The sequence below is a fragment of the Ancylobacter aquaticus genome (genome assembly GCF_004339465.1).
Classification (GTDB): domain Bacteria; phylum Pseudomonadota; class Alphaproteobacteria; order Rhizobiales; family Xanthobacteraceae; genus Ancylobacter; species Ancylobacter aquaticus.
In genome coordinates, this window is sequence record NZ_SMFY01000004.1 from 111910 (window position 1) to 134117 (window position 22208).

At 68.7% G+C, this 22208-nt stretch carries 20 protein-coding genes and 1 pseudogene; 11 read left to right on the forward strand and 10 right to left on the reverse strand.

Features of this window, described 5'->3' with window-relative positions:
• Positions 1–107: 107 nt before the first annotated feature.
• Both EV667_RS19030 and EV667_RS19035 read right to left on the reverse strand, forming a co-directional pair.
• Positions 108–1649, reverse strand: coding sequence for a hypothetical protein (locus EV667_RS19030; RefSeq protein ID WP_131836946.1), 1542 nt, complete (start codon positions 1647–1649; stop codon positions 108–110).
• Positions 1650–1677: 28 nt separating this feature from the next.
• On the reverse strand, positions 1678–2970 hold the full coding sequence (locus EV667_RS19035; RefSeq protein WP_131836947.1) for an adenylosuccinate synthase: 1293 nt from the start codon (positions 2968–2970) through the stop codon (positions 1678–1680).
• A gap of 281 nt (positions 2971–3251) precedes the next feature.
• Here EV667_RS19035 and EV667_RS19040 point away from each other — a divergent pair, with 281 nt between their 5' ends.
• A complete protein-coding gene (locus tag EV667_RS19040) occupies positions 3252–4151 on the forward strand; it encodes a VOC family protein (RefSeq protein WP_131836948.1) in 900 nt (299 codons plus the stop codon).
• Between the two features lie 173 nt (positions 4152–4324).
• Entirely contained in the window at positions 4325–5293 is a 969-nt protein-coding gene (locus tag EV667_RS19045) for a DMT family transporter (protein ID WP_131836949.1), read from the forward strand.
• Here EV667_RS19045 and EV667_RS19050 read toward each other — a convergent pair.
• Entirely contained in the window at positions 5234–6073 is an 840-nt protein-coding gene (locus tag EV667_RS19050) for a GNAT family N-acetyltransferase (RefSeq protein ID WP_131836950.1), read from the reverse strand. The genes EV667_RS19045 and EV667_RS19050 overlap by 60 nt on opposite strands.
• A 35-nt stretch (positions 6074–6108) precedes the next feature.
• On the opposite strand from EV667_RS19050, the gene EV667_RS19055 reads away from it, so the two are divergent.
• Positions 6109–6630 carry an ion channel gene (locus tag EV667_RS19055; RefSeq protein ID WP_131836951.1) on the forward strand — a complete coding sequence of 174 codons (522 nt, stop codon included), beginning with the start codon at positions 6109–6111 and terminating at the stop codon, positions 6628–6630.
• Here the strand turns inward: EV667_RS19055 and EV667_RS19060 are convergent.
• From EV667_RS19060 to EV667_RS19070, 3 genes and pseudogenes are all read right to left on the reverse strand, one after another.
• Positions 6570–6932 carry an MliC family protein gene (locus EV667_RS19060; RefSeq protein WP_131836952.1) on the reverse strand — a complete coding sequence of 121 codons (363 nt, stop codon included), beginning with the start codon at positions 6930–6932 and terminating at the stop codon, positions 6570–6572. The genes EV667_RS19055 and EV667_RS19060 overlap by 61 nt on opposite strands.
• Positions 6933–6955: 23 nt before the next feature.
• Positions 6956–7867 (reverse strand): annotated as a pseudogene (puuE, locus tag EV667_RS19065) (allantoinase PuuE); the annotation flags it as partial.
• A gap of 113 nt (positions 7868–7980) precedes the next feature.
• Complete coding sequence (locus EV667_RS19070) at positions 7981–8640, reverse strand: TetR/AcrR family transcriptional regulator (RefSeq protein WP_131836954.1); 660 nt, start codon at positions 8638–8640, stop codon at positions 7981–7983.
• Between the two features lie 54 nt (positions 8641–8694).
• Here EV667_RS19070 and EV667_RS19075 point away from each other — a divergent pair, with 54 nt between their 5' ends.
• Together EV667_RS19075 and eda are read left to right on the forward strand one after the other, a co-directional pair.
• Entirely contained in the window at positions 8695–9528 is an 834-nt protein-coding gene (locus EV667_RS19075) for an oxidoreductase (RefSeq protein ID WP_131836955.1), read from the forward strand.
• 171 nt (positions 9529–9699) lie between these two features.
• A complete protein-coding gene (gene eda / locus EV667_RS19080; protein WP_131836956.1) occupies positions 9700–10347 on the forward strand; it encodes a bifunctional 4-hydroxy-2-oxoglutarate aldolase/2-dehydro-3-deoxy-phosphogluconate aldolase in 648 nt (215 codons plus the stop codon).
• Between the two features lie 78 nt (positions 10348–10425).
• Here the strand turns inward: eda and serA are convergent, their stop codons facing one another.
• Positions 10426–12012: a phosphoglycerate dehydrogenase gene (gene serA / locus EV667_RS19085; RefSeq protein ID WP_131836957.1), complete on the reverse strand. Its 1587-nt coding sequence runs from the start codon at positions 12010–12012 to the stop codon at positions 10426–10428.
• A 221-nt stretch (positions 12013–12233) separates the two neighbouring features.
• Entirely contained in the window at positions 12234–13409 is a 1176-nt protein-coding gene (locus EV667_RS19090) for a phosphoserine transaminase (RefSeq protein ID WP_131836958.1), read from the reverse strand.
• A gap of 289 nt (positions 13410–13698) precedes the next feature.
• Between EV667_RS19090 and EV667_RS19095 the strand changes: the two genes are divergently transcribed.
• From EV667_RS19095 to EV667_RS19105, 3 genes are all read left to right on the forward strand, one after another.
• Positions 13699–14304, forward strand: coding sequence for a hypothetical protein (locus tag EV667_RS19095; protein WP_131836959.1), 606 nt, complete (start codon positions 13699–13701; stop codon positions 14302–14304).
• A 193-nt stretch (positions 14305–14497) separates the two neighbouring features.
• A complete protein-coding gene (locus tag EV667_RS19100) occupies positions 14498–15001 on the forward strand; it encodes an invasion associated locus B family protein (protein WP_131836960.1) in 504 nt (167 codons plus the stop codon).
• A 35-nt stretch (positions 15002–15036) separates the two neighbouring features.
• Positions 15037–15537 (forward strand): SH3 domain-containing protein, encoded by a 501-nt coding sequence (locus tag EV667_RS19105; protein ID WP_245516270.1) that lies wholly within the window; start codon positions 15037–15039, stop codon positions 15535–15537.
• A gap of 15 nt (positions 15538–15552) precedes the next feature.
• Here the strand turns inward: EV667_RS19105 and EV667_RS19110 are convergent, their stop codons facing one another.
• On the reverse strand, positions 15553–16260 hold the full coding sequence (locus tag EV667_RS19110) for an outer membrane protein (protein WP_131836962.1): 708 nt from the start codon (positions 16258–16260) through the stop codon (positions 15553–15555).
• 225 nt (positions 16261–16485) lie between these two features.
• On the reverse strand, positions 16486–17322 hold the full coding sequence (locus EV667_RS19115) for a tellurite resistance TerB family protein (protein WP_131836963.1): 837 nt from the start codon (positions 17320–17322) through the stop codon (positions 16486–16488).
• 265 nt (positions 17323–17587) lie between these two features.
• On the opposite strand from EV667_RS19115, the gene EV667_RS19120 reads away from it, so the two are divergent.
• Genes EV667_RS19120 through EV667_RS19130 form a run of 3 tightly spaced genes read left to right on the forward strand, consistent with a single transcriptional unit; the run spans position 17588 to position 22202 of the window.
• Entirely contained in the window at positions 17588–18838 is a 1251-nt protein-coding gene (locus EV667_RS19120) for a sarcosine oxidase subunit beta family protein (RefSeq protein ID WP_131836964.1), read from the forward strand.
• Between the two features lie 12 nt (positions 18839–18850).
• The gene (locus tag EV667_RS19125) at positions 18851–19150 is read left to right on the forward strand and encodes a sarcosine oxidase subunit delta (RefSeq protein ID WP_131836965.1); all 300 of its coding nucleotides are present in this window, start codon (positions 18851–18853) and stop codon (positions 19148–19150) included.
• 1 nt (position 19151) lies between these two features.
• Positions 19152–22202: a sarcosine oxidase subunit alpha gene (locus EV667_RS19130; protein WP_131836966.1), complete on the forward strand. Its 3051-nt coding sequence runs from the start codon at positions 19152–19154 to the stop codon at positions 22200–22202.
• Positions 22203–22208: the final 6 nt, after the last annotated feature.

The window sequence follows — 22208 nt, forward strand, 5'->3', positions numbered from 1 at the left end:
CAGACGGGGGCATGCTCGTGGCGCGCGGCGCCCCGTACCGGGCCCAACAAAAAGGGGGAGCGCGACGCTCCCCCCGAATAGCCGACCGAGACCGTGGCGGTAGCCTGTCAGTTGGCGTTCTGCGCCGGGCCAACCGGAAGGCCCCAGGCCGTGAAGGCCTCGCGGAACGCCTGATCGCCCGCACCGCCCTTTTCCAGAACGAGAATGGCGCGGCGGCCGTTCTCGAACACTAGCGGCAGGTCGAGCCAGTTGCGGGTGATGATGAAGCCGAGATTGCGCTGCACATCCGCCGGCAGCGACGACAGGCCGACCAGGAAATAGTTCGGCGCCACGCGCACGGCGAGGCCGACCAGCGGCGCCCCCTGGGCGCCCTCGGAAGCCTTGGCCCGCATGCCCGGCACGCTGGAAATGCTGCCGAGATCGAAGCCTGCCGGCAGCTTGAACTGGATTTCGAGAATATGCGAGGCCGGAATCGACGGGTCCTGATTGCGGCGGAAGGTCAGCGTGGCGCTGACATTGCGGGCCGGGATCGAGATTTCCGCCCGCACGCCGATATCGGCCGGCTGGCCGTCGCTGGCGCTCGCACTTTCCGTGCTCCACTCGACCGTGCCGACATATTGCTGCAGGCCCTGCTCGCCGCCGCCCGGGCTCTCCTCGAACAGCACGGCGCGCTGCTCGGCGCCGATGGCCGTGCCGGCGGCACTGCCGGCTTGCGGAGCGGTCGAGGCCGCCGGGGCGGCCACGTCGTCGGCCTGCACGATACGGTCGGTCGACTTGGCGGCATCCGCAGGCGCGGAGGTCGCCGGAGCCTCGGCCGAGGGCGATGAGGTGACACCGCCGGCCCCATTGATCAGCGCGACAATGGTCTCGCGCTGGGTATAGCCGACAACGCCACCGGCGATCAGCAGCAGCAGGAAGACAAGAATGGCCACGAGGCGGCCGCGTCCGCCCTTGGCAGGCGGCGGCACCTCGGCAGCGGCGGGCTCGTGTGCCGACGGTTCTTCGGCGCCGGCGTGATACGCGGCTTCTTCCGCTTCCCGCTCGCGCACCAGCCGCGTGGCCTCCCGGCGCCAGTCGGACGAGCCGCCGGCGCTACGGGGAGGCTCCAGCCCGGCGGCAACCGCTTCCGCTTCGGTCGGATGGAACCCCGTCGTCGGCTCGGCCGCACGCTCGAACGGCCGCTCCGGGGTACGCGCGGGAGGAGCTGCAGCAGGAAAGGTCGACGGCGCAGGGGGGGCTGTCAACGGCGCCCGGGCGGCGGGCGGCGGCGCGGGCACTGGCGGCACCGGAGGGGGAGAAACCGGCGCCGAAGGCGCGGAAGCGGCCGGTGGCGGCGCGGACGCTGCAGGTGGCGCTGCCGGCGGCGCGGCAGGCGTGAGGCCGGCAGGCGGCCAGCTCGGAGCCCGGGGCGGCGGCGCGGCGGCAGGCGGCGGCGCCACGGTGCTGAAGTCGGCTTCCGCCCGGCTGATCGCCGTCTCAAGCGCCTGCTGCTCCCGGGCGACATCGGGCTGGGAGAGGGGCGGGTCGACGGCTGTCAGCTGGGCGAGAAGCGCCCGCCGGGCCCGCTCATAGACAGCCTTGCGCGCCTCCCCGGTCTTTTCGGGGAGGCCGCCAATGGCGCGGGCGATGAGCGGGTAGTAGTCGGCCATGGGGAGCGATCGGGTCCGGGGTGGAGCGTCAGGATTCGAAAGGGTTCTGCACGAGAATCGTATCATCCCGCTCGGGGCTGGTGGACAGCAAAGCCACCGGGCAGCCGATCAGTTCCTCGATGAGGCGCACATACTTCACCGCTTCGGCCGGCAGATCGGCCCAGGAACGGGCGCCCGCCGTCGATTCGGTCCAGCCCTCGATGGTCACATAGATCGGCTCCACCCGCGCCTGAGCGTCCTGCCCGGCGGGAAAATAGTCGATCTCCTGCCCGTCGAGGCGGTAGCGCGTGCAGATCTTCAGCTCGTCGAATCCGTCGAGCACGTCGAGCTTGGTCAGCGCGATGCCGTTGATGCCGGAAGTCCGCACCGTCTGGCGCACCAGCGCCGCGTCGAACCAGCCGCAGCGGCGCGGACGGCCGGTGACGGTGCCGAATTCGCGGCCGCGCTCGCCGATCCGGCGGCCGGTGTCGTCGTGCAGCTCGGTCGGGAACGGGCCTTCGCCGACGCGGGTGGTGTAGGCCTTGGTGATCCCCAGCACATAGCCGATCGCGCCCGGGCCGAGGCCGGAACCCGTGGCCGCCTGCGCCGCCACCGTGTTGGACGAGGTGACGAAGGGATAGGTGCCGTGGTCGACATCTAGCAGCGCGCCCTGCGCGCCCTCGAACAGGATCTTGGCGCCGCGCCGGCGCTCATCGTCCAGCAGGGCCCAGGCGCGGTCCATATAGGGAAGAACCTTCGGCGCGATCTCGGTCAGCTCGTCGCGCAGCCGCGCGCCGTCGACCTCCTCGATGCCAAGGCCGCGCCGCAGCGCGTTGTGGTGCGCCAGCAGCCGGTCGATCTTGGCGTCGAGCGTCTCCGGCGTGGCGAGATCGACGAGGCGGATGGCGCGCCGGCCCACCTTGTCCTCATAGGCCGGGCCGATGCCGCGCTTGGTGGTGCCGATCTTGGTGCCGGCGGAGGCGTTCTCGCGAATCGCGTCCAGTTCGCGGTGCAACGGCAGGATGAGCGCGACAGTCTCCGCCACGCGCAGCCGCTCCGGCGTCACCTCGATGCCCTGCCCGGTGATGCGGGTGATCTCGTCGACCAGCGCCCACGGGTCGAGCACGACGCCATTGCCGATGATCGACAGACGCGCGCCGCGCACTACGCCGGACGGCAGCAGCGACAGCTTGTAGGTCTTGTCGCCGACAACGAGCGTATGGCCGGCATTATGCCCGCCCTGGAAGCGGACAACGACGTCCGCCTGCTCGCTGAGCCAATCGACAATCTTGCCCTTTCCCTCGTCGCCCCACTGGGAACCGACGACGACCACATTCGCCACTGAGCCACGCTCCTGCATTGCGAGGCGGGGTGCGGCGGCGTGCCGTGCCCGCGCACAGACAAAGCCCCGGCGAAACGTCCGACCGGGGCTGCATCGTCTTAAGGGATGACACCGGGAGAGGCAAGAACGCCGGCACTGCCAGCGATGCGGTGCACATTTCGCCGGTCTTCGGGCGGCAATGGCAGGGCGGTATTGCGAGCCTGCAATCATCTGCCGATTGCGGGGCGGCGGGCGTTGCACGACCTTAGGGACAGTGAACGCCGTCGTCGCGAGGACCCGATATGACAACCACCTCCATTGCCCCGCCCCCCTCCGCCGGCCCGGTGCCGACCCTGCCGGCCGGGCTGCGCATGGGGGCGGTGCGCCTGCGCGTACGTGACGCGGCCCGCGCGGCGGCGTTCTACACCGGCACGGTGGGGCTTGCTCTCCTTGGCAGGAACGACGACGGCAGCCTGCGCCTGGGCGTCGAGGGGGAGACGCTGATCGAACTGGTGGGTGCGCCCGACGCCGGCGCCCGCCCGCGCGGCACCACCGGCCTGTTCCACGTGGCCCTGCTGGTGCCGGACCGGCCCGCCCTCGCCGTCGTGCTCCGCCGGCTGATCGCGCAGGGCGTGCGGCTCGGCGCTTCCGACCATCTGGTGAGCGAGGCGCTTTATCTCGACGATCCCGACGGCAACGGCATCGAGATCTATCGCGACCGGCCGGAAAGCGACTGGCGTTGGGACAGGAAGACAGTCGAGATGGCGACCCAGCCGCTCGACCTGCGCCAGTTGCTGGGCGACGCGCCCGAGGCCGTCCCGCTCGACGCGCCGATGCCCGAGGGCACGCGCGTCGGCCATGTGCATCTCCAGGTCGGCGATCTTGCGGCCGCGCGCCGCTTCTATGTCGATGGGCTCGGCTTCACGGTGACGACGGATCGTTATCCCGGCGCGCTGTTCGTCAGCGCGGGTGGCTATCACCATCATCTGGGGCTCAACATCTGGCAGAGCCGGGGCGGCGAGCAGGCCCCCTCGGGCAGCGTCGGCCTGGTCGCGTTCGAGGTCATCCTGCCCGATACCGCCTCGGTGGAAGCGGTGCGAGACCGGCTCGCCGCGTCGGGCGAGGCCGTGACGATACGCCCACAGGGTTTTGCCGTCGCCGACCCCTGGGGCACGAGGCTGCACATCCGCGCCGAGGCTTGAACATCGCCCCTCCCGTGCGCCCGCGCCTGCCACCGCGCCGCGCCGCACACATCGCCTCCGCGCGAGGATGGATCAGAATATTTCATGGAGGCGCCAAGGGGCGCGGCAGCGCCAGCGCGGCGAAATTGCTTTAGAGCCTCGGTGGGCCACCCGTTCCGCACCCGGCCTTGCTGATGTTCCGCCGCCTGTTCGACGCGCCCTATCTGCTGCTCACCCTCGTCTCGCTCTTCTGGGCGGGCAACATCGTGATGGGGCGCCATGTGGCCGGGCATGTGCCGCCGGCGAGCCTTGCCTGGCTGCGCTGGGCGCTGGCGGTGCTGATTCTACTGCCCTTCGCGTGGCAGGCGATGCGGGCGGACTGGCCGCTGCTGCGCCGCCACTGGAAACTGGTCGGCCTGCTCGCGCTCACCGGCATCACGCTGTTCAACACCATGCAGTACCACGCGCTGGAATTCACCCCGGCGCTCAACGCCCTGCTGATCCAGTCGACGGGACCGCTGCTCATCGCCCTGTGGTCGCTGCTGATAAATGGCGAACGGCTCTCGATGGGCCAGGCGGCCGGCATCTTCCTGTCGCTGCTGGGCGTGCTGACCATCATCTGCCGGGGCGATCCAGCGGTGCTGGTGAACATCGCGTTCAATGAGGGCGACCTCTGGATGATCGCGGCGATGGTGCTCTATGGCGCCTATTCTTCGCTGCTGGCGCGCCGACCGGCCTTCTCCGCCCTCGGCTTCCTCGGCTTCAGCCTCGGCCTCGGCATGCTGATGCTGACGCCGCTCTTCCTCGTCGAACGGGCGGTCGGCCCGCCGCTCGTCTTCGACGCGAAGGCGCTCACCGCCATCATCTATGTCGCGCTGTTCCCCTCGGTGCTGGCCTATCTGTTCTTCAATCGCGCGGTGCAACTGGTTGGGCCGAACCGCGCCGCGCCGTTCTTTCACCTGATGCCGGTGTTCGGCTCGGCGCTGGCCATCGTCTTCCTCGGCGAGCGCCCCCATCTCTACCACGCCGCCGGCTATGCGCTGGTGCTGGCCGGCGTGGTTATTGCCACGCTGTGGGCGCCGAAAACCGGGCGTCGCAGGGGTTCAGCCGAGCTCGAAGCTGGTGACGCCAAAGAGCGGCTCAAGCGTCGCCGGGCGGAGTGAGCCGCGATACATCCGGGCAGTCTCGAACACCGGGCCGAGCCGATGCCGCTGGGCCAGCGCCACCGCCTGCACATTCGGTTCGGGCACGTCGAGCACGATCGGCGCGTCCCCCGCCGCCGCCCGAAGCGCCCGAAACAGCTCGTCCGCGACTTCGGCGTCTTCGGCGATGAGCGGGCCGATCTTCCACCCCGCCCGCGCCGGGCGGACCACGCCCCAGCCTTTGAGCCGCCCCTCGCGCAGCACCGCCCGGCCGGCATGGCGTGGGGCTGTAAGCCAGGCTTTCAGGAACGCCGCGCGGGGAGCGGGAAACACCTGCGCGTCGGTCGTCGCTATCGCCTCGAACGGTACCTGCGCGAGATCGACCGTCGCACCGGCCTCGCCCGGCCCCGGCACGCCCTCAAAGCGGATGTTCCGATGGGCGAAGACAAAGCCTTCCCGCGCATAGTTCGCCTGCTGCGCCAGCACACCGTCGAGCCCGATCGTGCGTTCCCCGGCATGGGCCAGGCCCGCCTGCCACAGGCGAAAACCAATCCCCCGCCCGCGCATCTCCGGCCGCACGATGTAAAAGCCGAGAAAGGCGAAGCGCGCGTCGTAATTCACCACCGAGATCACCGCCGCCGGCGCGCCCTCCATTTCCGCCACAAGAAAGCCGCCCGGGTCCACGGCGGCAAAGCAGGCGGCGTCACCAAGACCAGGATTCCAGCCCTCCGCGCCGGCCCAGTCGAGCGCCAGCTGGATTTCCGCCGTATTAAGCGCGCGAATGCTTATATCCTGAGGCATTTCTTCCCTCCTCCGCCGCCCCCCGGGAGACCACGATGTTCTTCAACGAGGTCGCCACCGGCATCACCGTGATGCTGCTGGTGATGCTGGTCCACCTGATGGCGACCTATGTCCTCATCGACTACACGGACCCGTATGAAAACCTGCTGTCCCATCACCCGCGCCTGCGTCTGATGGTGGCGCTGATGGTTGCCAACGTCGTGCTGCTCGCGGCTCATCTGGTGGAGGTCGGCATCTGGGCCTTCGTCTATGCCCATAAGGGCCTCGTGGTGCATCACGAGGACGCCTACTACTCTGCCTTCGTCAACTACACCGCCCTCGGCTATGGCGATTCGCTCCAGCAGACCACGACGCGCCTGATCGGCCCGATGACGGCCGGCAGCGGCATCATGATGTTCGGCTGGACCACCGCTTTGCTGTTCCAGGTCATCCAGCGCCATCTTCCCGAAGTTCGCCGCCCGCCGCGCAAGCGTCCCGCGCATCGAGAGGAGCCCGCTCAGGGCGTCGTGGAACAGGAGGCGACCGGCGCCGCATCCTCGCCCAAGGTCACGTCGTAGAGGTCGGCCTTGTTGCCCTTGGTCCACCAGATGTATGTGCCGCCGGCATAGCGCGCGCCCGAGCCGGCGATGACATTCGACACCACCATGAACTCGCCCTTGAACGCCAGGCTCGCCAGCGCCACCGGCGGCGCGTTGAAATAGCGCGCCTCGACAGTGCCGAAGGTGCCGCAGGTGTAGTGCGCCTTGATGGTCTCGGCCTTGGCACCGGCCGGCAGTGGAATGACGAGTTCCCCCGCCTGCGCGACGGCTGGCGCCCCGGCGAGCAGCAGGCCGGCGAGGAAGGTCTTGCGAGCGTTCATGGGGTCACTCCGGCGTCGGGGGATGGCGTGTGGTGTGTGTGCCAGTGCCGGGCGATGTCGATCCGGCGCGGCACCCACACCCGGTCATGCCGCGCGATGTGGTCGAGGAAACGCTGCAGCGCGAGGAAACGCCCGGGCCGCCCGGCGAGCCGGCAATGCAGCCCGACGCTCATCATCTTCGGCGCCTGTGCCCCCTCGGCATAGAGCACATCGAAGCTGTCGCGCAGATAGGCGAAGAACGGTTCGCCATGATCGAACCCGGCGGGAATGGCGAAGCGCATGTCGTTGGTGTCGAGCGTGTAGGGAATGCTCAGATGCGGCCCGCGCGGCCCTTCCACCCAGAACGGCAGATCGTCGGAATAGATATCGGAATCATAGAGGAAGCCGCCATCCTCCATGACGATACGGCGCGTGTGCTCGGAGGTGCGGCCGGTATACCAGCCGAGCGGACGCTCGCCGACAATCTCTGTGTGCAGGCGCAACGCCGTCGCGAAATCGACTTTCTCGGCGGCGTAGGAGTGGTTGCGATAGTCGATCCATTTCAGCCCGTGGCTGGCGATCTCCCACTCCGCCTCCTTCATCGCGGCGACTGCTTCAGGGTTGCGCGCCAGCGCGGTGGCCACGCCATAGACCGTGACCGGCAGGCCGCGCGCGGTGAACAGCCGCCACAGCCGCCAGAAGCCGGCGCGCGAACCGTATTCGTAGATCGACTCCATGTTCATGTGTCGCTGCCCCGGCCAGGGCTGGGCCCCTACGATCTCGGACAGGAAGGCCTCGGAAGCGGCGTCGCCATGCAGCACGCAGTTCTCCCCGCCCTCCTCGTAATTGATGACGAACTGCACCGCGATCCGCGCCCCACCCGGCCATTTCGGGTCCGGCGGGGTGCGGCCATAGCCGACCAGATCGCGGGGATAGATCGAATCGATGTTGAACATGGCTCACTCGGGCCGGGGGAGGTGTCGTCCGTCAGGCTAGGTCATCAACGCGAAAACGGCTAGGCGATGCCGACTGTGTCGACCCTTGCCGCACCACATGCCGAACGGGGCGTTCAGCCCGGCGGCGGCGCGGTCGGGCCCTGATCGGCTTCGAGAAGAGAAAGAAGTCTGGCCCGGTCGGCGGGCCCGCTGAACCCGAGAAGAACACCCGCCGCCGCCGCGCGCGCTTCTGGGCCAAGCGCTTCGTCCGAAAGCTCGCCCGCCGTCCAGAACGACAGGACGCCGCGAAAAGCGATGGCGAGTTGCCGGGGAAGCACGGCGATCGCCAGAGAGCGCACCCCGGCCGGCAGGTCGGCACCCGCGCCAAGCGCCTCGGCCCACCACGCACCGGAGCGCAATGCCACACTGCCGGGCGGGTCATTGGGCGCGCCTACCGCCGCCATGACGGCGCGATTGACGGCGGACGAACCCAGCATGACCGCCGTCGCGATATCGGTCGCCACAAGCACACGCTCCACCGCCGTCGCCGGAAGCGTCGCGCGGGCAAGCCGGTCCCGCATGGCATCGATGCGGCGCTCTGATAGGGCGAGCATGATGCCGGCCTTGCTGCCGAACTGGTTGAACGGCGTGGCGAAGCTCACTCCCGCTTCCTCGGCAAGCTCGCGCATCGAGAAGCCGGCGCCGCCCTGCCCCAGCAGCCGCTCGGCCGCATCCAGAATGCGCTCACGCGTCGTTGATTTCGGCCGGTCGGGCCGGGGCTTGCTTTGGTCCATATCGAAATTATATCATGATATAAATTCACGATCGATCAACAGCAGGAATCCACCATGACCAACTCCAAAACCTTCCTTATCACCGGCGTCGCCTCCGGTCTCGGGCGGGCCTTCGCCGCCGCCGCCCTCGCCGATGGCCACCGGGTGATTGGCACCGTGCGCCGCGCGGCCGACGCCGAAACCTTCGGCGCGTCGGAACGCGCCTTTCCGCTGCTGCTGGATGTCACGGACTATGCCGCCATACCCGAGGCGGTCCGCGCCGCCCAGCGCGAGGCCGGCCCGATCGACGTCCTGGTCAACAATGCAGGGTACGGCCATGAGGGCATCCTCGAAGAATCCTCCATCGACGACCTTCAACGCCAGTTCGCGGCCAACGTGTTCGGTCCGGTCGCGATGATGAAGGCCGTGCTGCCGGGCATGCGCGAGAGGCGGCGCGGCCACATCGTCAACGTCACGTTGATGGGCGGCTTCATCACCATGCCGGGCATAGCCTTCTACTGCGGCAGCAAGTTCGCGCTGGAGGGCATTTCCGAATCCCTCGGCAAGGAGGTCGCCCCCTTCGGCATTCACGTCACCGCACTGGCGCCGGGCCAGTTCCGCACCGATTGGGCGGGGCGCTCGATGGATCGCACCGCGCGGAGCATAGGCGACTACGACGCGGTGATGGATCCCCTGCGGACGGCGCGCCAGGCAAAAAATGGCCACCAGCCCGGCGACCCGGACAGGGCAGCGCAGGCCCTGCTTCGGCTGGTGGAGGCGGAACATCCCCCGACCCGCCTGTTCCTCGGCGAGGATGCGCTCGGCCTCGTGGCGCAGAAGCTCGATCAGGTGAAGGCGGAAATGGCGGCGTGGGACGCGCTCTCCCGCTCGACCAGCTTCGCCTCCTGATCGGCAGGGCCGGTGCGCGGGCCGCTGCCCGGCGGATGGCCAATGGCGGGGCGGGGAAGGGCTCAGGATTTACCCCGCAGCGCACAAAACTTGCCGCTGGCTCTCGACAAGGCGGTGCCCGGCGGTCTTCATGGGCCAAGCAACTCTCGCCAGATCCCCGCAAGGTGCCCGATGTCGCTTCCCGATCCCAGCTTCCTGCTCGCCCGCGCCCCTGTCGTCCCCGTCGTCACCGTGGCGAGTGTCGCCGCCGGCGTGAAGCTGGCGAGGGCGCTGGCCGAGGGCGGCCTGCCGCTGATCGAGGTGACGCTGCGCACGCCGGCCGCGCTGGAAGCCATCGCCGCCATCGCCGCCGAGGTGCCGGACGCTATTGTCGGTGCCGGCACGGTGACGCGGCCGGACCTGATCCAGAAATGCATTGATGCCGGCGCCCGCTTCCTTGTCAGCCCCGGCTGCCCGCCGGCGCTGGCCGAAGCGCTGGCCGAGGCGCCGGTGCCGGTCATGCCCGGCTGCGCTACCGCCACCGAGGCGATGGCGCTGCACGCGATGGGCTTTCCGGTGCTCAAGCTGTTCCCGGCCGAAGCGGTCGGCGGCGTCGCCCTGCTGAAATCGCTGGCCGGCCCGCTGCCCGATCTGCGCTTCTGCCCGACCGGCGGCATCGGCCCGACCAATGTCGGCACCTACCTTGCCCAGCCCAATGTGCTCGCCGTCGGCGGCTCCTGGGTGGCGCCGAACGATGCGGTGACGATGGGCGACTGGGAGCAGATCGTCGCGCTGGCCAAGGCCGCCGCCAAGCTGCACCGCGCCGCCTTCCCGCTCTGAGCGACGCCGCACACTCGCCACGAAAAAGGCCCTCCGGAGCGTTTCCGGAGGGCCTTTTCATGTAGCTGGAGGCGCGGCTCAGAACGCCAGCGGCTTGGCCTGCTTCACGGAAGGCAGCTGCTGCACCTTGTCGACAAGCTCGGCCGGTACCTTGCCGTCCACCTCGACCAGCGCGATGGCGTCGCCGCCCTGCCGGTCGCGGCCGAGCGCGAAGGTGGCGATGTTCAGCCCGGCATCGCCGAGCAGGCTGGCGAAGCGGCCGACGAAGCCGGGCCGGTCCTCATTGGTGACATAGAGCATGGAGGGCGCGAATTCGGCGTCCACCTTGATGCCCTTGATGTCGACGATGCGCGGGCGCCCATCGGCGAACACCGTGCCAGAGATGGAGCGCTCCATCTTCTCGGTGATGACGGTAAGGGTGATCAGGCTCTCGTAGTCACCGGCAATTTCGCGGGTGGTCTCTTCCACCACGATGCCGCGCTCCTTGGCGATGGAGGGCGCCGAGACGACGTTGATGTCGGCCAGCGCCGGGCGCAGCAGGCCGGCCACCGCCGCAGAGGTCAGCGCCTTGATCTTCAGCCCGGCGACCGCGCCATCATAGGTGATGCGCACGGTCTGGATGTCGGTGTCGGTGAGCTGCCCGGCAAACGAGCCGAGCTTTTCCGCCAGCTCGATGAAGGGCTTCAGCTTCGGAGCTTCCTCAGCCGTGATCGAGGGGAAATTCACCGCATTGGAAATGGCGCCGCGCAGCAGGTAATCGCTCATCTGCTCGGCCACCTGCAGCGCGACATTCTCCTGCGCCTCGGTGGTGGAAGCGCCCAGATGCGGGGTGCAGATCACGTTGGGATAGCCGAAAAGCGGGTTCTCGGTCGCCGGCTCGGTGATGAACACGTCGAAGGCCGCGCCCGCGACATGGCCGCTCTCCAGCGCCTGCGCCAGTGCCGCCTCGTCGACCAGCCCGCCACGCGCGCAGTTGACGATGCGCACGCCCTTCTTGGTCTTGGCGATCGCCTCGGCCGAGAGCACGTTGCGGGTCTTGTCGGTCAGCGGCGTGTGCAGGGTGATGACGTCGGCGCGGGCAAGCAGGTCGTCCAGTTCCACCTTCTCCACGCCGATATCCTTGGCGCGCTCGGGCGAGAGGAACGGGTCAAAGGCGATGACCTTCATCTTCAGGCCAATGGCGCGGTCGGCGACGATGGAGCCGATATTGCCGCAGCCGATGATGCCCAGTGTCTTGGCTGTCAGTTCCACGCCCATGAAGCGGTTCTTCTCCCACTTGCCGGCCTGGGTGGAGGCGTCGGCGGCGGGAATTTCGCGGGCCAGCGCAAACATCATGGCGATGGCGTGCTCGGCGGTGGTGATGGAGTTGCCGAACGGCGTGTTCATCACGATCACGCCCTTGGCGGTCGCGGCCGGGATGTCGACATTATCGACGCCGATGCCGGCGCGCCCGACCACTTTCAGCCGCGTCGCGTTGGCCAGGATCTTCGGCGTCACCTTGGTGGCGGAGCGGATGGCGAGGCCATCGTAATTGCCGATGATCTCGGCCAGCTTGTCCTTGTCCTTGCCCAGCGCCGGCTGGAAGTCGACCTCGATGCCGCGATCCTTAAAGATCTGCACGGCGGCGGGGGAGAGAGCGTCAGAAATGAGAACGCGGGGAGCCATGGGCTTCATCCTGTTCGGAAAAAGGGTGAGATCGACCCGCGTCGCGCGGGAAAGAAGGAGGCTTCCCGCCGCTGGCGGGAGAGGACGACGAAGCGTTCGTCGGGCGCACGCGGGAAGAGTTTGAGGGCGAAACGCGGCCGGGAGAGGAGCCATTCGCCATCAAGCCACACGCGGCCCCTTCGCCGTCCCCTTGCGTCAGCGGCGGGACTTTCGAAGGGTGTTCAGGCGGCCTGCTTGAGGCCCGCCTTGGCGCTGGCGAAGGCCCAGTCGATCCAGGGCAGCAGCGCTTCGAGATCGGACGTCTCGACCGTGGCCCCAGCCCAGATGCGCAGGCCCGCCGGCGCGTCGCGATAGGCGCCGATGTCATAGGCGACGCCGGCCTTTTCCAGCGACGCCGCCAGCGCCTTGGCGAAGGCCGCCTGCGCGTCCGGCGCCAGTGCCTTCACCTCGGGGTCGGCGACCACCAGGCACACGCTGGTGTTGGACCGGGTCTCCGGCACTTTGGCGAGGAAGTCGATCCACGGAGTCTTCGCCACATAATCGGCGAGCACCTTGAAATTGGCGTCCGAACGCGCGCGCAGGCCCTTGAGCCCACCGACCGCCTTCGACCAGTTCAGCGCGTCGAGATAGTCCTCGACGCAAAGCATGGACGGGGTATTGATCGTCTCGCCCTCGAACGTGCCCTCGATCAGCTTGCCGCCCTTGGTCAGGCGGAAGATCTTCGGCAGCGGCCAGGCCGGCACGTAGCTCTCCAGCCGCTCGACCGCGCGGGGGCTGAGGATCAGCATGCCGTGCGCCGCCTCGCCACCCAGCACCTTCTGCCAGCTATAGGTCACGACATCGAGCTTCGACCAGTCGAGGTCCTGCGCGAACACGGCAGAGGTGGCGTCGCAAATGGTCAGGCCCTGCCGGTCGGCGGGAATGAAGTCCGCGTTCGGCACGCGGACACCGGAAGTAGTGCCGTTCCAGGTGAAGACCACGTCATGGTCGAAATTCACCTGCGCAAGGTCCGGCAGTTCGCCATAGGACGCCTTCAGGACGCGGGCGTCCTTGAGCTTGAGCTGCTTGACAACATCCGTCACCCAGCCTTCGCCAAAGCTTTCCCAGGCCAGCAGGTCGACAGGCCGGGCGCCGAGCAGCGACCACAGCGCCATCTCCACCGCGCCGGTGTCGGAGGCGGGAACGATGCCGATACGGTAGTCGGCGGGAATATCGAGGATTTCGCGGGTGAGGTCGATGGCGAGCTTCAGCTTTGCCTTGCCGACCTTGGCACGGTGCGAGCGGCCGAGCGGTGCGTCGCTCAAGGCCTCAAGCGTCCAGCCGGGACGCTTGGCGCAGGGGCCGGACGAAAAATTGGGATGGGCCGGCTTGGTCGCCGGGAGAGCGGTGTTCGTCATGGTGCCATCCTTTCAGATGGAAGCCTCTCGTTGGGGAGAGGTGGCCCGAGGAGCGAATTACTCCCGCCGGTGGGGAAACGCAAGGGGGCGTCGCACGGGCGTGCGGACGGGTGGCTCGCCCCGACAGCCGGCATGGCGCGCACATTTTCTCTGGCGTCGCCCGCCGCAATCGCGACACTCGGTGCTACGCGGCCGCTCTCGCCTTGAGGGCTGCGACAACATGCCGGAGGGGCCGCCCTCGGCTCTCGTCCGGCATCTGAGGGACGGACAGCACCAAGAAGGACGCAGGATGAGTTCGATCGAACCCACGGACGACGTCACGACGGAATATAGCGAGCGCGAAGCCGTGGCCGTCTTCAGCTCGGAGGCCGCGCTGCACGCCGCGGTCGATTCGCTGCTGCAGATCGGCCTTGAAGAGAAGGACATGAGCGTTCTGGGCGCACATGGCGCTTTCTCGTTGAAGTCGCTTAGCGAACTCGAAGAAGCCGGGGACGTGCCACGCGGGGCCTATGTGCCGGCCGATGAACGGGCGGAAGGCCTGGCCGCGTTGGCCGGCAGCCCGGCGCTGGTCGCCGGCCTGTGCGCGGCGCTGGTCGCCGGCACGGGTGGCGCGGCGTTGATTCCCGCCATTGCCGTCACCGCCGGCAGCACGGCGGCGGGCGGCGTGGTCGGCCTGCTGCTCGCCCGCGTGTTCGGACGCAAGCACGCCGCCTTCATCGAGCGCCAGATCGGCGACGGCGGGCTACTGCTGTGGGTGCATGCCCCCGACACAGCCAAGGATACGCAGATCGCCGAAATCCTCGCCGCCGAGGGCGGAAAGGACGTGCATTTCCACACGGTGCAGCGCCAGTGGACGCTACACGCCCTGAACCCCGATCCGCTGCTGCGCATCTGATCTGCCAGCCATCCGGACCCGGCGGGCGGCCCGCATCGGCCGCCCGCTTCCAGGCGCGGCGGCCGCGAAAACGTCGTCAATCCGCCGGCCTGTCCACATTGTGATCGCGATCCGGCCCCCCGCCTTAACGCCGTCTTAACGCTGACCGACAAGTGTCCTCCGCTCAACCACAGACGAGAGGAGGCTTCCCCCCATGATTGGACGGACCGCCATCGCACTGAGTGTGATGTTCCTTGCCAGCACCGGCGCCATGGCTGCCAAGCCGACAGCAATGGGCGAATACAAGGACTGGAGCGCCTGGCGCTTCAACACCAACGGCAAGCCGCAATGCTACACGATCAGCACGCCGACCTCGGCTATGCCCGCGCAGCTTACTCATGGTGACGTCACGTTCTTCGTTACCGCCCTGCCCGACACGGCACAGCGCACCGAGGTCAGTTTCCAGACCGGCTACACTTTTGCCAGCGGTTCGCAGGTCGTTGCCAGCATCGGCGACGACAAGTTCGTGATGATGACCGAGGGCAGCAGCGCCTGGCTGCGGCGGGCCGAGCGCGAACCGGCCTTTCTGGAGGCGCTGCGTGGCGGCAGCCAGATGAACATCAGCGCCACGTCGGCGCGCGGCAACGATACGAGCTACGCGTTCTCGCTCGACGGTGTCACCGCCGCCACCAACCGCATCCTCTCGGGCTGCCGCTGAAAGGCGACCGGCGCGGCAGGGACAGACAGAGGAGCATGGTCGTGAGGAACGAGGGAGCAACAGTGCTTTTCGTCCTCGCGACCCTCTTTCTGTCGGGCGGGCCGGCGCTCGCCGAGCGCGAGCTTCCCTATTTCGCCGCGCTCAGAAACGGTGTCACCAATGTGCGCGTCGGGCCGGGAGTCACCTATCCCGTTCACTGGGTGTTCCATCAGCGCGGCTGGCCGGTCGAGGTGGTCAACCGTTTCGGCAACTGGCGCCGCATCCGCGACAATACCGGCGATGTCGGCTGGGTCCACAGCGCGCTGCTCACGGTGCGCCGGACGGCGGCGATCCGCACGCGCGACGGTCAAAATGTCGCCTTGCGCGTCGCCCCAGACGCCGAGGCGCCCATTCGCGCCTATCTCGCGGCTCATGTGCTGGTGCGCCCGGCAAGCTGCACGGGCGGGTGGTGCGCGGTGGAGGTGACGGGCCACGGCCTTGAAGGCTTCGTCAAGCAGGCGCGGCTCTGGGGCGTCTATCCCGACGAGAATTTCTGACGGCGCGGCGGGCGTTCAGTCGAACAGGTAGCGCACGCCGAGCCGCACTTCATGCGCGCTCTGGCTGAGGTCGGAGAATATCCCGTCGATCGCGACGTTTTCGATGCCGAGATAGCGGTAGCCGAGGTCAAGCTGCCAGTTCGGCGCCAGCGTCACCGCCACGCCCCCCGTCACCGCCCAGGCGAAGCCCCAGCCGTCGGCATCACCGACGCCGGCGGGAGCAAATCCGGAGAGCGAGACATGGCTAGCGCCAAGGCCCGCCCCGACATACGGGGTCAGCCCGTGCCAGGTGCCGAGGTCGAGATAGAGATTGCCCAGAACGGTGGTCGCGCTGGCCTCGCCGCTTATCCCGCGCGTGGAAAAATCCGCCGGGCCGCGGTAATCGGCCGTGATGTCGACCCGCACGAGATCGCTCAGCCGCGCGCCAACACCGAGGCCGAACACGCCGGCATCGTCGAGTGGGGCGTGGCCGGCGGCCCCGAAGTCGGCCGCCTCATTGAAGACGTAACCAATATCGCCGCGCAGATACCAGTTGCGCCCCTCGTCGATCTCCGGCGCCATCGCCAGCAGGTCGTCGGCCAGCAGATCGTCGCCGCCCAGCCCATCGATCGGGTCCGCCGCCTGCGCTGCGCCGCCGAGCAGCACGACGGCCAGCGCCGCCGCCAGAAGCCGGCCTCCTCGGCGCAGGCCCGCCCCACGCTTCAACGCCCCGAAAACTCGCATGCAACCATCCCGGATGAGCCGGGAGATTCCCGGCGCTCTTCGACGGCTGCACTGTGCCCGCGAGTGATTAAGAGTGGCTTAACCTTAACGCTTAACCTTGATTACCTCCGGCAAGAAGCAGGGCTTTGCCTCCGCGGGATCTCTTGGTCCTGCCGCCCCGGCGGAGCTCTTGGTCCTCGGCTCCGGCCGGGATGACGGGCGTTCAGGGGCGAAGGCCAAGACGCCTCAGCCCACGCGGGCGGCGCGGGCGCTGGCCTCCAGATGCGGCACCAGCGCGGGGTCGAGCTTGAGCGCCGTCGCCAGCCGGGCGAGGAACACCCGCTCCGAGGTGGTGTCGGCGTCGATGGCGAGCAGGGCAGTCATGTAAATCTCGGCTGCCTGCTCGGGCGAGGTGGCCTCGCCCGCCAGCGCCTCGGGCGTGGCCGGCGCGCCGAGTTCATTGGTGAGGAAGCGCTCGGCCTCGTCGAGCTGGGCGCCGCCCAGCTTGGCCGAGATCACGCCGCGCTCGGTCTCGTCCACATGCCCGTCCGCGAGCGAGGCGGCGATCATGGTGCGCAACAGCGTCACGTCGAAATGGCTGCGCTCGGCCTGCGCCGGGTGAAAGGGCGACTGCGCCGGGGGAAGCTGCGTCGGCACCGGCTCGGCCGCCGTCTGCTGCGGCTTCTGGCCCTGCTGGTAGTTCTGGTAGGCCTTGTAGGCGAGCGTGCCGACCAGCGCGAGGCCGCCCAGCGCCGCTGCATTGCCGGCCATCTTGCGCCCGCCCTTGCTGCCGAGCACCAGCGAGACGAGCGCACCAGCCGCCGCGCCGGAGGCGAGCGAGCCGCCATTATTGCCAAGGTAGTCCTTGGCACGCCCCATCAGGTCGCCGCCGCCGGCGGTTCCCGCCCCGGGGGGCTGGGCGTTGGCACTGCCGGTAATGCCGCCGGAAAGGCCGCCCGTCAGCCCGCCGAGCAGCCCACCCAGCGAGTTCTGCTGCGCCGGGAGCCCTCCCTGCGTGCCCGTCTGCGGCGTGAGGAACTGGTCGAGCAGCCGCTTGGCGTCGAAACTACCGCTGTTGAACATGGTGCATCCCGTGTTGCTGTGTCGGCACGCAGGTAATCAGCGATCATGGCTTCCGCAAGGAAAGCCCGGTGCCTTCCGTCACCAGCGCGTGAAGAGGCTGTCAAAGCCGCGCGCCGCGCCGCAGGGTGATGTCGCATCCAATGTCGCATCTGTTCAACGCCGGCGCCGAAACAGTGCTCGCGCCCGCAGGGACGCCGCGCAACCATGCGGCTCAGGTTAAAGGCGGTCAGGGTACCGCAGGCGTCTATCTCCGTCGGAGGCGAATGTGCAGAAATTCTCCGGCTTTGAACTGTTCCGCCGCGCGCTTGGTGGCCACAAGAGCTGGCAGCCGCAATGGCGCAATCCCGAGCCGAAGGCCGAGTACGATGTCGTCATCGTCGGCGCCGGCGGGCATGGCCTCGCGGCGGCGTATTACCTCGCCAAGGAACACGGCATCACCAATGTCGCGGTGATCGAGCGCGGCTGGCTCGGCGGCGGGAATACCGGGCGCAACACCACCATCGTGCGCTCCAACTATTTGTTCGACGAAAGCGCCGGGCTCTACGAGCACGCGGTAAAGCTGTGGGAAGGCCTTTCGCAGGACCTCAACTACAATGTGATGTATTCGGCGCGCGGCGTGCTCATGCTGGCGCACAATCATCACGACGAGATCAGCTTCAAGCGCCATGTCCACGCCAATCGCCTGAACGGCGTCGACAATGAATGGCTGACCGCCGAGCAGGTGAAGGAATTCTGCCCGCCGCTCAACATCAAGTCGATGCGCTACCCCATCATCGGCGGCGCGCTGCAGCGGCGCGGCGGCACCGCCCGCCACGACGCGGTGGCCTGGGGCTATGCCCGCGCGGCGGATTCGCGCGGCGTCGACATCATCCAGAACTGCGAGGTCACGGGCATCCGGCGCGGCCCTTCGGGCGCGGTCGAAGGCGTGGAAACCTCGCGCGGCTTCATCCGGGCGAAGAAGGTCGGCGTGTCCGCCGCCGGCCATTCCAGCGTGGTGATGGCGATGGCCGGCGTGCGCATGCCGCTGGAAAGCTATCCGTTGCAGGCGCTGGTGTCGGAGCCGGTGAAGCCCGCCTTCCCCACCGTGGTGATGAGCAACACCATCCACGCCTATATCTCGCAGTCCGACAAAGGCGAGATGGTGATCGGCGCCGGCACCGACGCCTACACCTCCTATTCCCAGCGCGGCGCGCTGCACATCGCCTCGCACACGCTGGACGCCATCTGCGAACTGGTGCCGCAGTTCCGGCGCCTGCGCATGCTGCGCAACTGGGGCGGCATCGTCGACGTCACCCCGGACCGCTCGCCGATCATCGCCAAGACGCCGGTGCCGGGCCTCTACGTGAATTGCGGCTGGGGCACCGGCGGCTTCAAGGCGACGCCGGGCTCGGGCCATGTCTTCGCCCACACCATCGCCCGCGACACCCCGCACGCGATCAACGCGCCGTTCACGCTGGAGCGTTTCCGCGACGGCTTCCTGATCGACGAAGCGGCCGCCGCCGCCGTCGCGCACTGAGGAGGGCAGGACATGCTCATCATCACCTGCCCCTGGTGCGGCGCCCGGCCGGAAGTCGAATTCCGCTATGGCGGCGAGGCCCACATCGCCCGCCCGGCCGACCCTTCCGCCCTCACCGACCAGGAATGGGCGGATTTCCTCTACAACCGCACCAACCCCAAGGGCCTGCACGCCGAGCGCTGGCGCCACATGCATGGCTGCGGCCGCTATTTCAACGCGCTGCGCGACACGGTGAGCGACTTCTTCGTCACCACCTACAAGGCCGGCGAGCCGCGCCCGGATATCGACGGCTCCAGCGGCGGGAACCCGTGACATGACCAACCGCTTCCGCACCGCTTCGGGCGGGCGCATCGACCGCGCCGCGCCGCTGTCCTTCCGCTTCGACGGGCAGACCTTCTCGGGCTTCAAGGGCGACACGCTGGCCTCGGCGCTGATCGCCAATGGCGTCCACCTCGTCGGCCGCTCGTTCAAATATCACCGCCCGCGCGGCCTGCTCTCCGCCGGCTCGGACGAGCCGAACGCGCTGGTCAACGTCGCGCGCGACGCCGCCCGCGCGGCACCGAACCTGCGCGCCACGCAGGTGGAAGTCTATGAGGGGCTGAAGGCGGAAAGCCAGAACCGCTGGCCCTCGCTCGCCTTCGACGCCGGCGCGGTCAACGACCTCGCCTCGCCTTTCCTGCCATCGGGCTTCTACTACAAGACCTTCATGTGGCCGGCCGGGGCGTGGAAGCGCTTCTACGAGCCGAAGATCCGTGCCATGGCGGGCCTTGGCGTCGCCCCCACCTTGCCGGACCCGGACCGCTACACCCAGAACCACGTCCATTGCGACGTGCTCGTCGTCGGCGCCGGCCCGGCTGGGCTTGCCGCCGCGCTGGCCGCCGCCGAGAGCGGGGCGCGTGTGATCCTGTGCGACGAGCAGGCGGAACTCGGCGGCTCGCTGCTCAGCGAGACCACCGCCACCATCGAGGGCCAGCCGGCGGCCGACTGGCTCGCCGCCACGCTGGCGACGCTGGCCGGCAAGGACAACGTCACCCTGCTGCCGCGCACCACCGCCTTCGGCTATTACCCGCACAACCTCGTCGCATTGGCCGAGCGCGTGACCGAGCATCTCGCCGTCCCCGGCGCCGGCCTGCCGCGCGAGCGGCTGTGGCAGGTGCGGGCGAAGGAAGTCGTGCTCGCCGCCGGCGCGCTGGAGCGCCCGCTGGTGTTCCCCGAAAACGACCGGCCCGGCGTGCTGCTGGCCGATTCCGGCCGAACCTATGCCAACCGCTACGGCGCCAAAGTCGGCGAGCGCGCGGTGATCTTCACCGCCTGCGATGCCGGCTACCGCACCGCCCTGGACCTCAAGGCCGCTGGCGTCACCATCGTCGCCGTCGCCGATCTGCGCACTGAGGTCTCGGGCGAGCTCCCGGCTCGCGCTCTGGCCGCCGGCATCGACGTGCGCCCCTCCACCGTGCTGGTGGGCACCAAGGGCCGGCTGCGCGTGTCCTCCGCCCAGTTCGCCAAGGCCAGGAATGGCGAGGTTGGCCCGACTGAGACGATCGCCTGCGACACCGTGCTGATGTCCGGCGGCTTTACGCCGAGCGTGCATCTGTTCTCGCAGTCGCGCGGCAAGCTGGTCTGGGACGGCGCGGCCGGCGCCTATCTCCCCGGCACCTCGGTGGAGCGCGAGCGTTCCGCCGGGTCCTGTCGCGGCGTCTACGGCCTCCAGCGCGTGCTGGAGGATGGCTATGCCCAGGGCGAGGCCGCCGCCCGCGCTGCAGCCACCTTCACCTCCCCCGCACGCGGCGCCACGCCGGCCCCGGCCACGCCCTCGCGCACGATCCCGGCCAGCGCCGACGATCTCGGCACCGCCGGCTTCATCGGCGCCACCCCGCACGGGCGCAACCCGGCACTGGCGAAGGCCTTCGTCGACTGGCAGAACGACGTCACCTCCAAGGACATCCTGCTCGCCACCCGCGAAGGCTTCCGCTCCATCGAGCATGTGAAGCGCTACACCACCACGGGGATGGCGACCGACCAGGGCAAGACCTCGAACATGAACACCCTCGGCATCGTGTCCGAGGCGCTCGACACGCCGGTGCCGAAGATCGGGCTCACCACCTTCCGGCCGCCCTTCACCCCCACCACGTTCGGCCTGTTCGCCGGAGCGGCGCGCGGCGATGTGTTCGATCCGCTGCGCAAGACCGCCATCCATGACTGGGCCGCCGAACAGGGTGCCGCCTTCGAGGATGTCGGCAACTGGAAGCGGGCGCTCTACTTCCCGCGTGCAGGAGCAGGCGGGCGCATGGAGGACATGCACGCCGCCGTCGCCCGCGAGTGCAAGGCGGTGCGCGCCAGCGTCGGCATGTTCGACGCCTCCACCCTCGGCAAGATCGAGATTGTCGGGCCGGATGCGGCGGAGTTCATGAACCGCATGTACACCAACGCCTGGGCCAAGCTGGAACCCGGCCGGCTGCGCTACGGCGTCATGCTGCGCGAGGACGGCTTCGTGATGGATGACGGCGTGGTCGGCCGCATGGCGTCGGATCGCTTCCACGTCACCACCACGACCGGCGGTGCCCCGCGCGTGCTGGCCCATATGGAGGACTACCTCCAGACCGAATGGCCGGATCTCGACGTGTGGCTCACCTCCACCACCGAGCAGTGGTCAGTCATCGCCGTGCAGGGGCCGAAAGCCCGCGAGGTCATTGCCCCGCTGATCGAGGGCATCGACCTTTCCAAGGAGGGCTTCCCGCATATGTGCGTGCGCGAGGGCACCATCCTCGGCGTGCCCACCCGCCTGTTCAGCGTCTCCTTCACCGGCGAACTGGGCTTCGAGATCAACGTCCCCTCGGCCTATGGTCGCGCAGTCTGGGAGGCGGTCCATGCGGCGGGCGAGCGCTTCGGCATCACGCCCTACGGCACCGAGACCATGCACGTGCTGCGCGCCGAAAAGGGCTACATCATCGTCGGGCAAGAGACGGATGGCACCGCCACACCGGACGACGCCAATCTCGGCTGGGCGGTCGGCAAGGCGAAGAAGGACTTTGTCGGCAAGCGCTCGCTGGCGCGGGCGGCGATGAGCGCCCCGGACCGCCGGCAACTGGTCGGGCTGAAGACCACCGATCCGGCCGTCGTGCTGGAGGAAGGCGCGCAGATCGTCGCCGATCCGTCGGCGCCCGTGCCGGTGCCGATGCTCGGTTTCGTCACCTCCTCCTATCACAGCGCCGTCCTCGGCCGCTCCATCGCGCTGGCCATGGTCAAGGGCGGGCGCGCCCGCATCGGCACGAAGCTCATGGTGCCGATGCCCACCCACGCCATCGAGGTCGAGGTGGTCGAGCCGGTGTTCTACGACCCCAAGGGAGACCGCCTCAATGGTTGAGAGCGC

Coding starts and splice junctions, on each gene's coding strand:
- EV667_RS19030 (WP_131836946.1), bottom strand. CDS start 1,649: ATGGCCGACTACTACCCGCTCATCGCCCGCGCCATTGGCGGCCTCCCC.
- EV667_RS19040 (WP_131836948.1), top strand. CDS start 3,252: ATGACAACCACCTCCATTGCCCCGCCCCCCTCCGCCGGCCCGGTGCCG.
- EV667_RS19045 (WP_131836949.1), top strand. CDS start 4,325: ATGTTCCGCCGCCTGTTCGACGCGCCCTATCTGCTGCTCACCCTCGTC.
- EV667_RS19050 (WP_131836950.1), bottom strand. CDS start 6,073: ATGCCTCAGGATATAAGCATTCGCGCGCTTAATACGGCGGAAATCCAG.
- EV667_RS19055 (WP_131836951.1), top strand. CDS start 6,109: ATGTTCTTCAACGAGGTCGCCACCGGCATCACCGTGATGCTGCTGGTG.
- EV667_RS19060 (WP_131836952.1), bottom strand. CDS start 6,932: ATGAACGCTCGCAAGACCTTCCTCGCCGGCCTGCTGCTCGCCGGGGCG.
- EV667_RS19070 (WP_131836954.1), bottom strand. CDS start 8,640: ATGGACCAAAGCAAGCCCCGGCCCGACCGGCCGAAATCAACGACGCGT.
- EV667_RS19075 (WP_131836955.1), top strand. CDS start 8,695: ATGACCAACTCCAAAACCTTCCTTATCACCGGCGTCGCCTCCGGTCTC.
- eda (WP_131836956.1), top strand. CDS start 9,700: ATGTCGCTTCCCGATCCCAGCTTCCTGCTCGCCCGCGCCCCTGTCGTC.
- serA (WP_131836957.1), bottom strand. CDS start 12,012: ATGGCTCCCCGCGTTCTCATTTCTGACGCTCTCTCCCCCGCCGCCGTG.
- EV667_RS19090 (WP_131836958.1), bottom strand. CDS start 13,409: ATGACGAACACCGCTCTCCCGGCGACCAAGCCGGCCCATCCCAATTTT.
- EV667_RS19095 (WP_131836959.1), top strand. CDS start 13,699: ATGAGTTCGATCGAACCCACGGACGACGTCACGACGGAATATAGCGAG.
- EV667_RS19100 (WP_131836960.1), top strand. CDS start 14,498: ATGATTGGACGGACCGCCATCGCACTGAGTGTGATGTTCCTTGCCAGC.
- EV667_RS19105 (WP_245516270.1), top strand. CDS start 15,037: ATGGTCGTGAGGAACGAGGGAGCAACAGTGCTTTTCGTCCTCGCGACC.
- EV667_RS19110 (WP_131836962.1), bottom strand. CDS start 16,260: ATGCGAGTTTTCGGGGCGTTGAAGCGTGGGGCGGGCCTGCGCCGAGGA.
- EV667_RS19115 (WP_131836963.1), bottom strand. CDS start 17,322: ATGTTCAACAGCGGTAGTTTCGACGCCAAGCGGCTGCTCGACCAGTTC.
- EV667_RS19125 (WP_131836965.1), top strand. CDS start 18,851: ATGCTCATCATCACCTGCCCCTGGTGCGGCGCCCGGCCGGAAGTCGAA.
- EV667_RS19130 (WP_131836966.1), top strand. CDS start 19,152: ATGACCAACCGCTTCCGCACCGCTTCGGGCGGGCGCATCGACCGCGCC.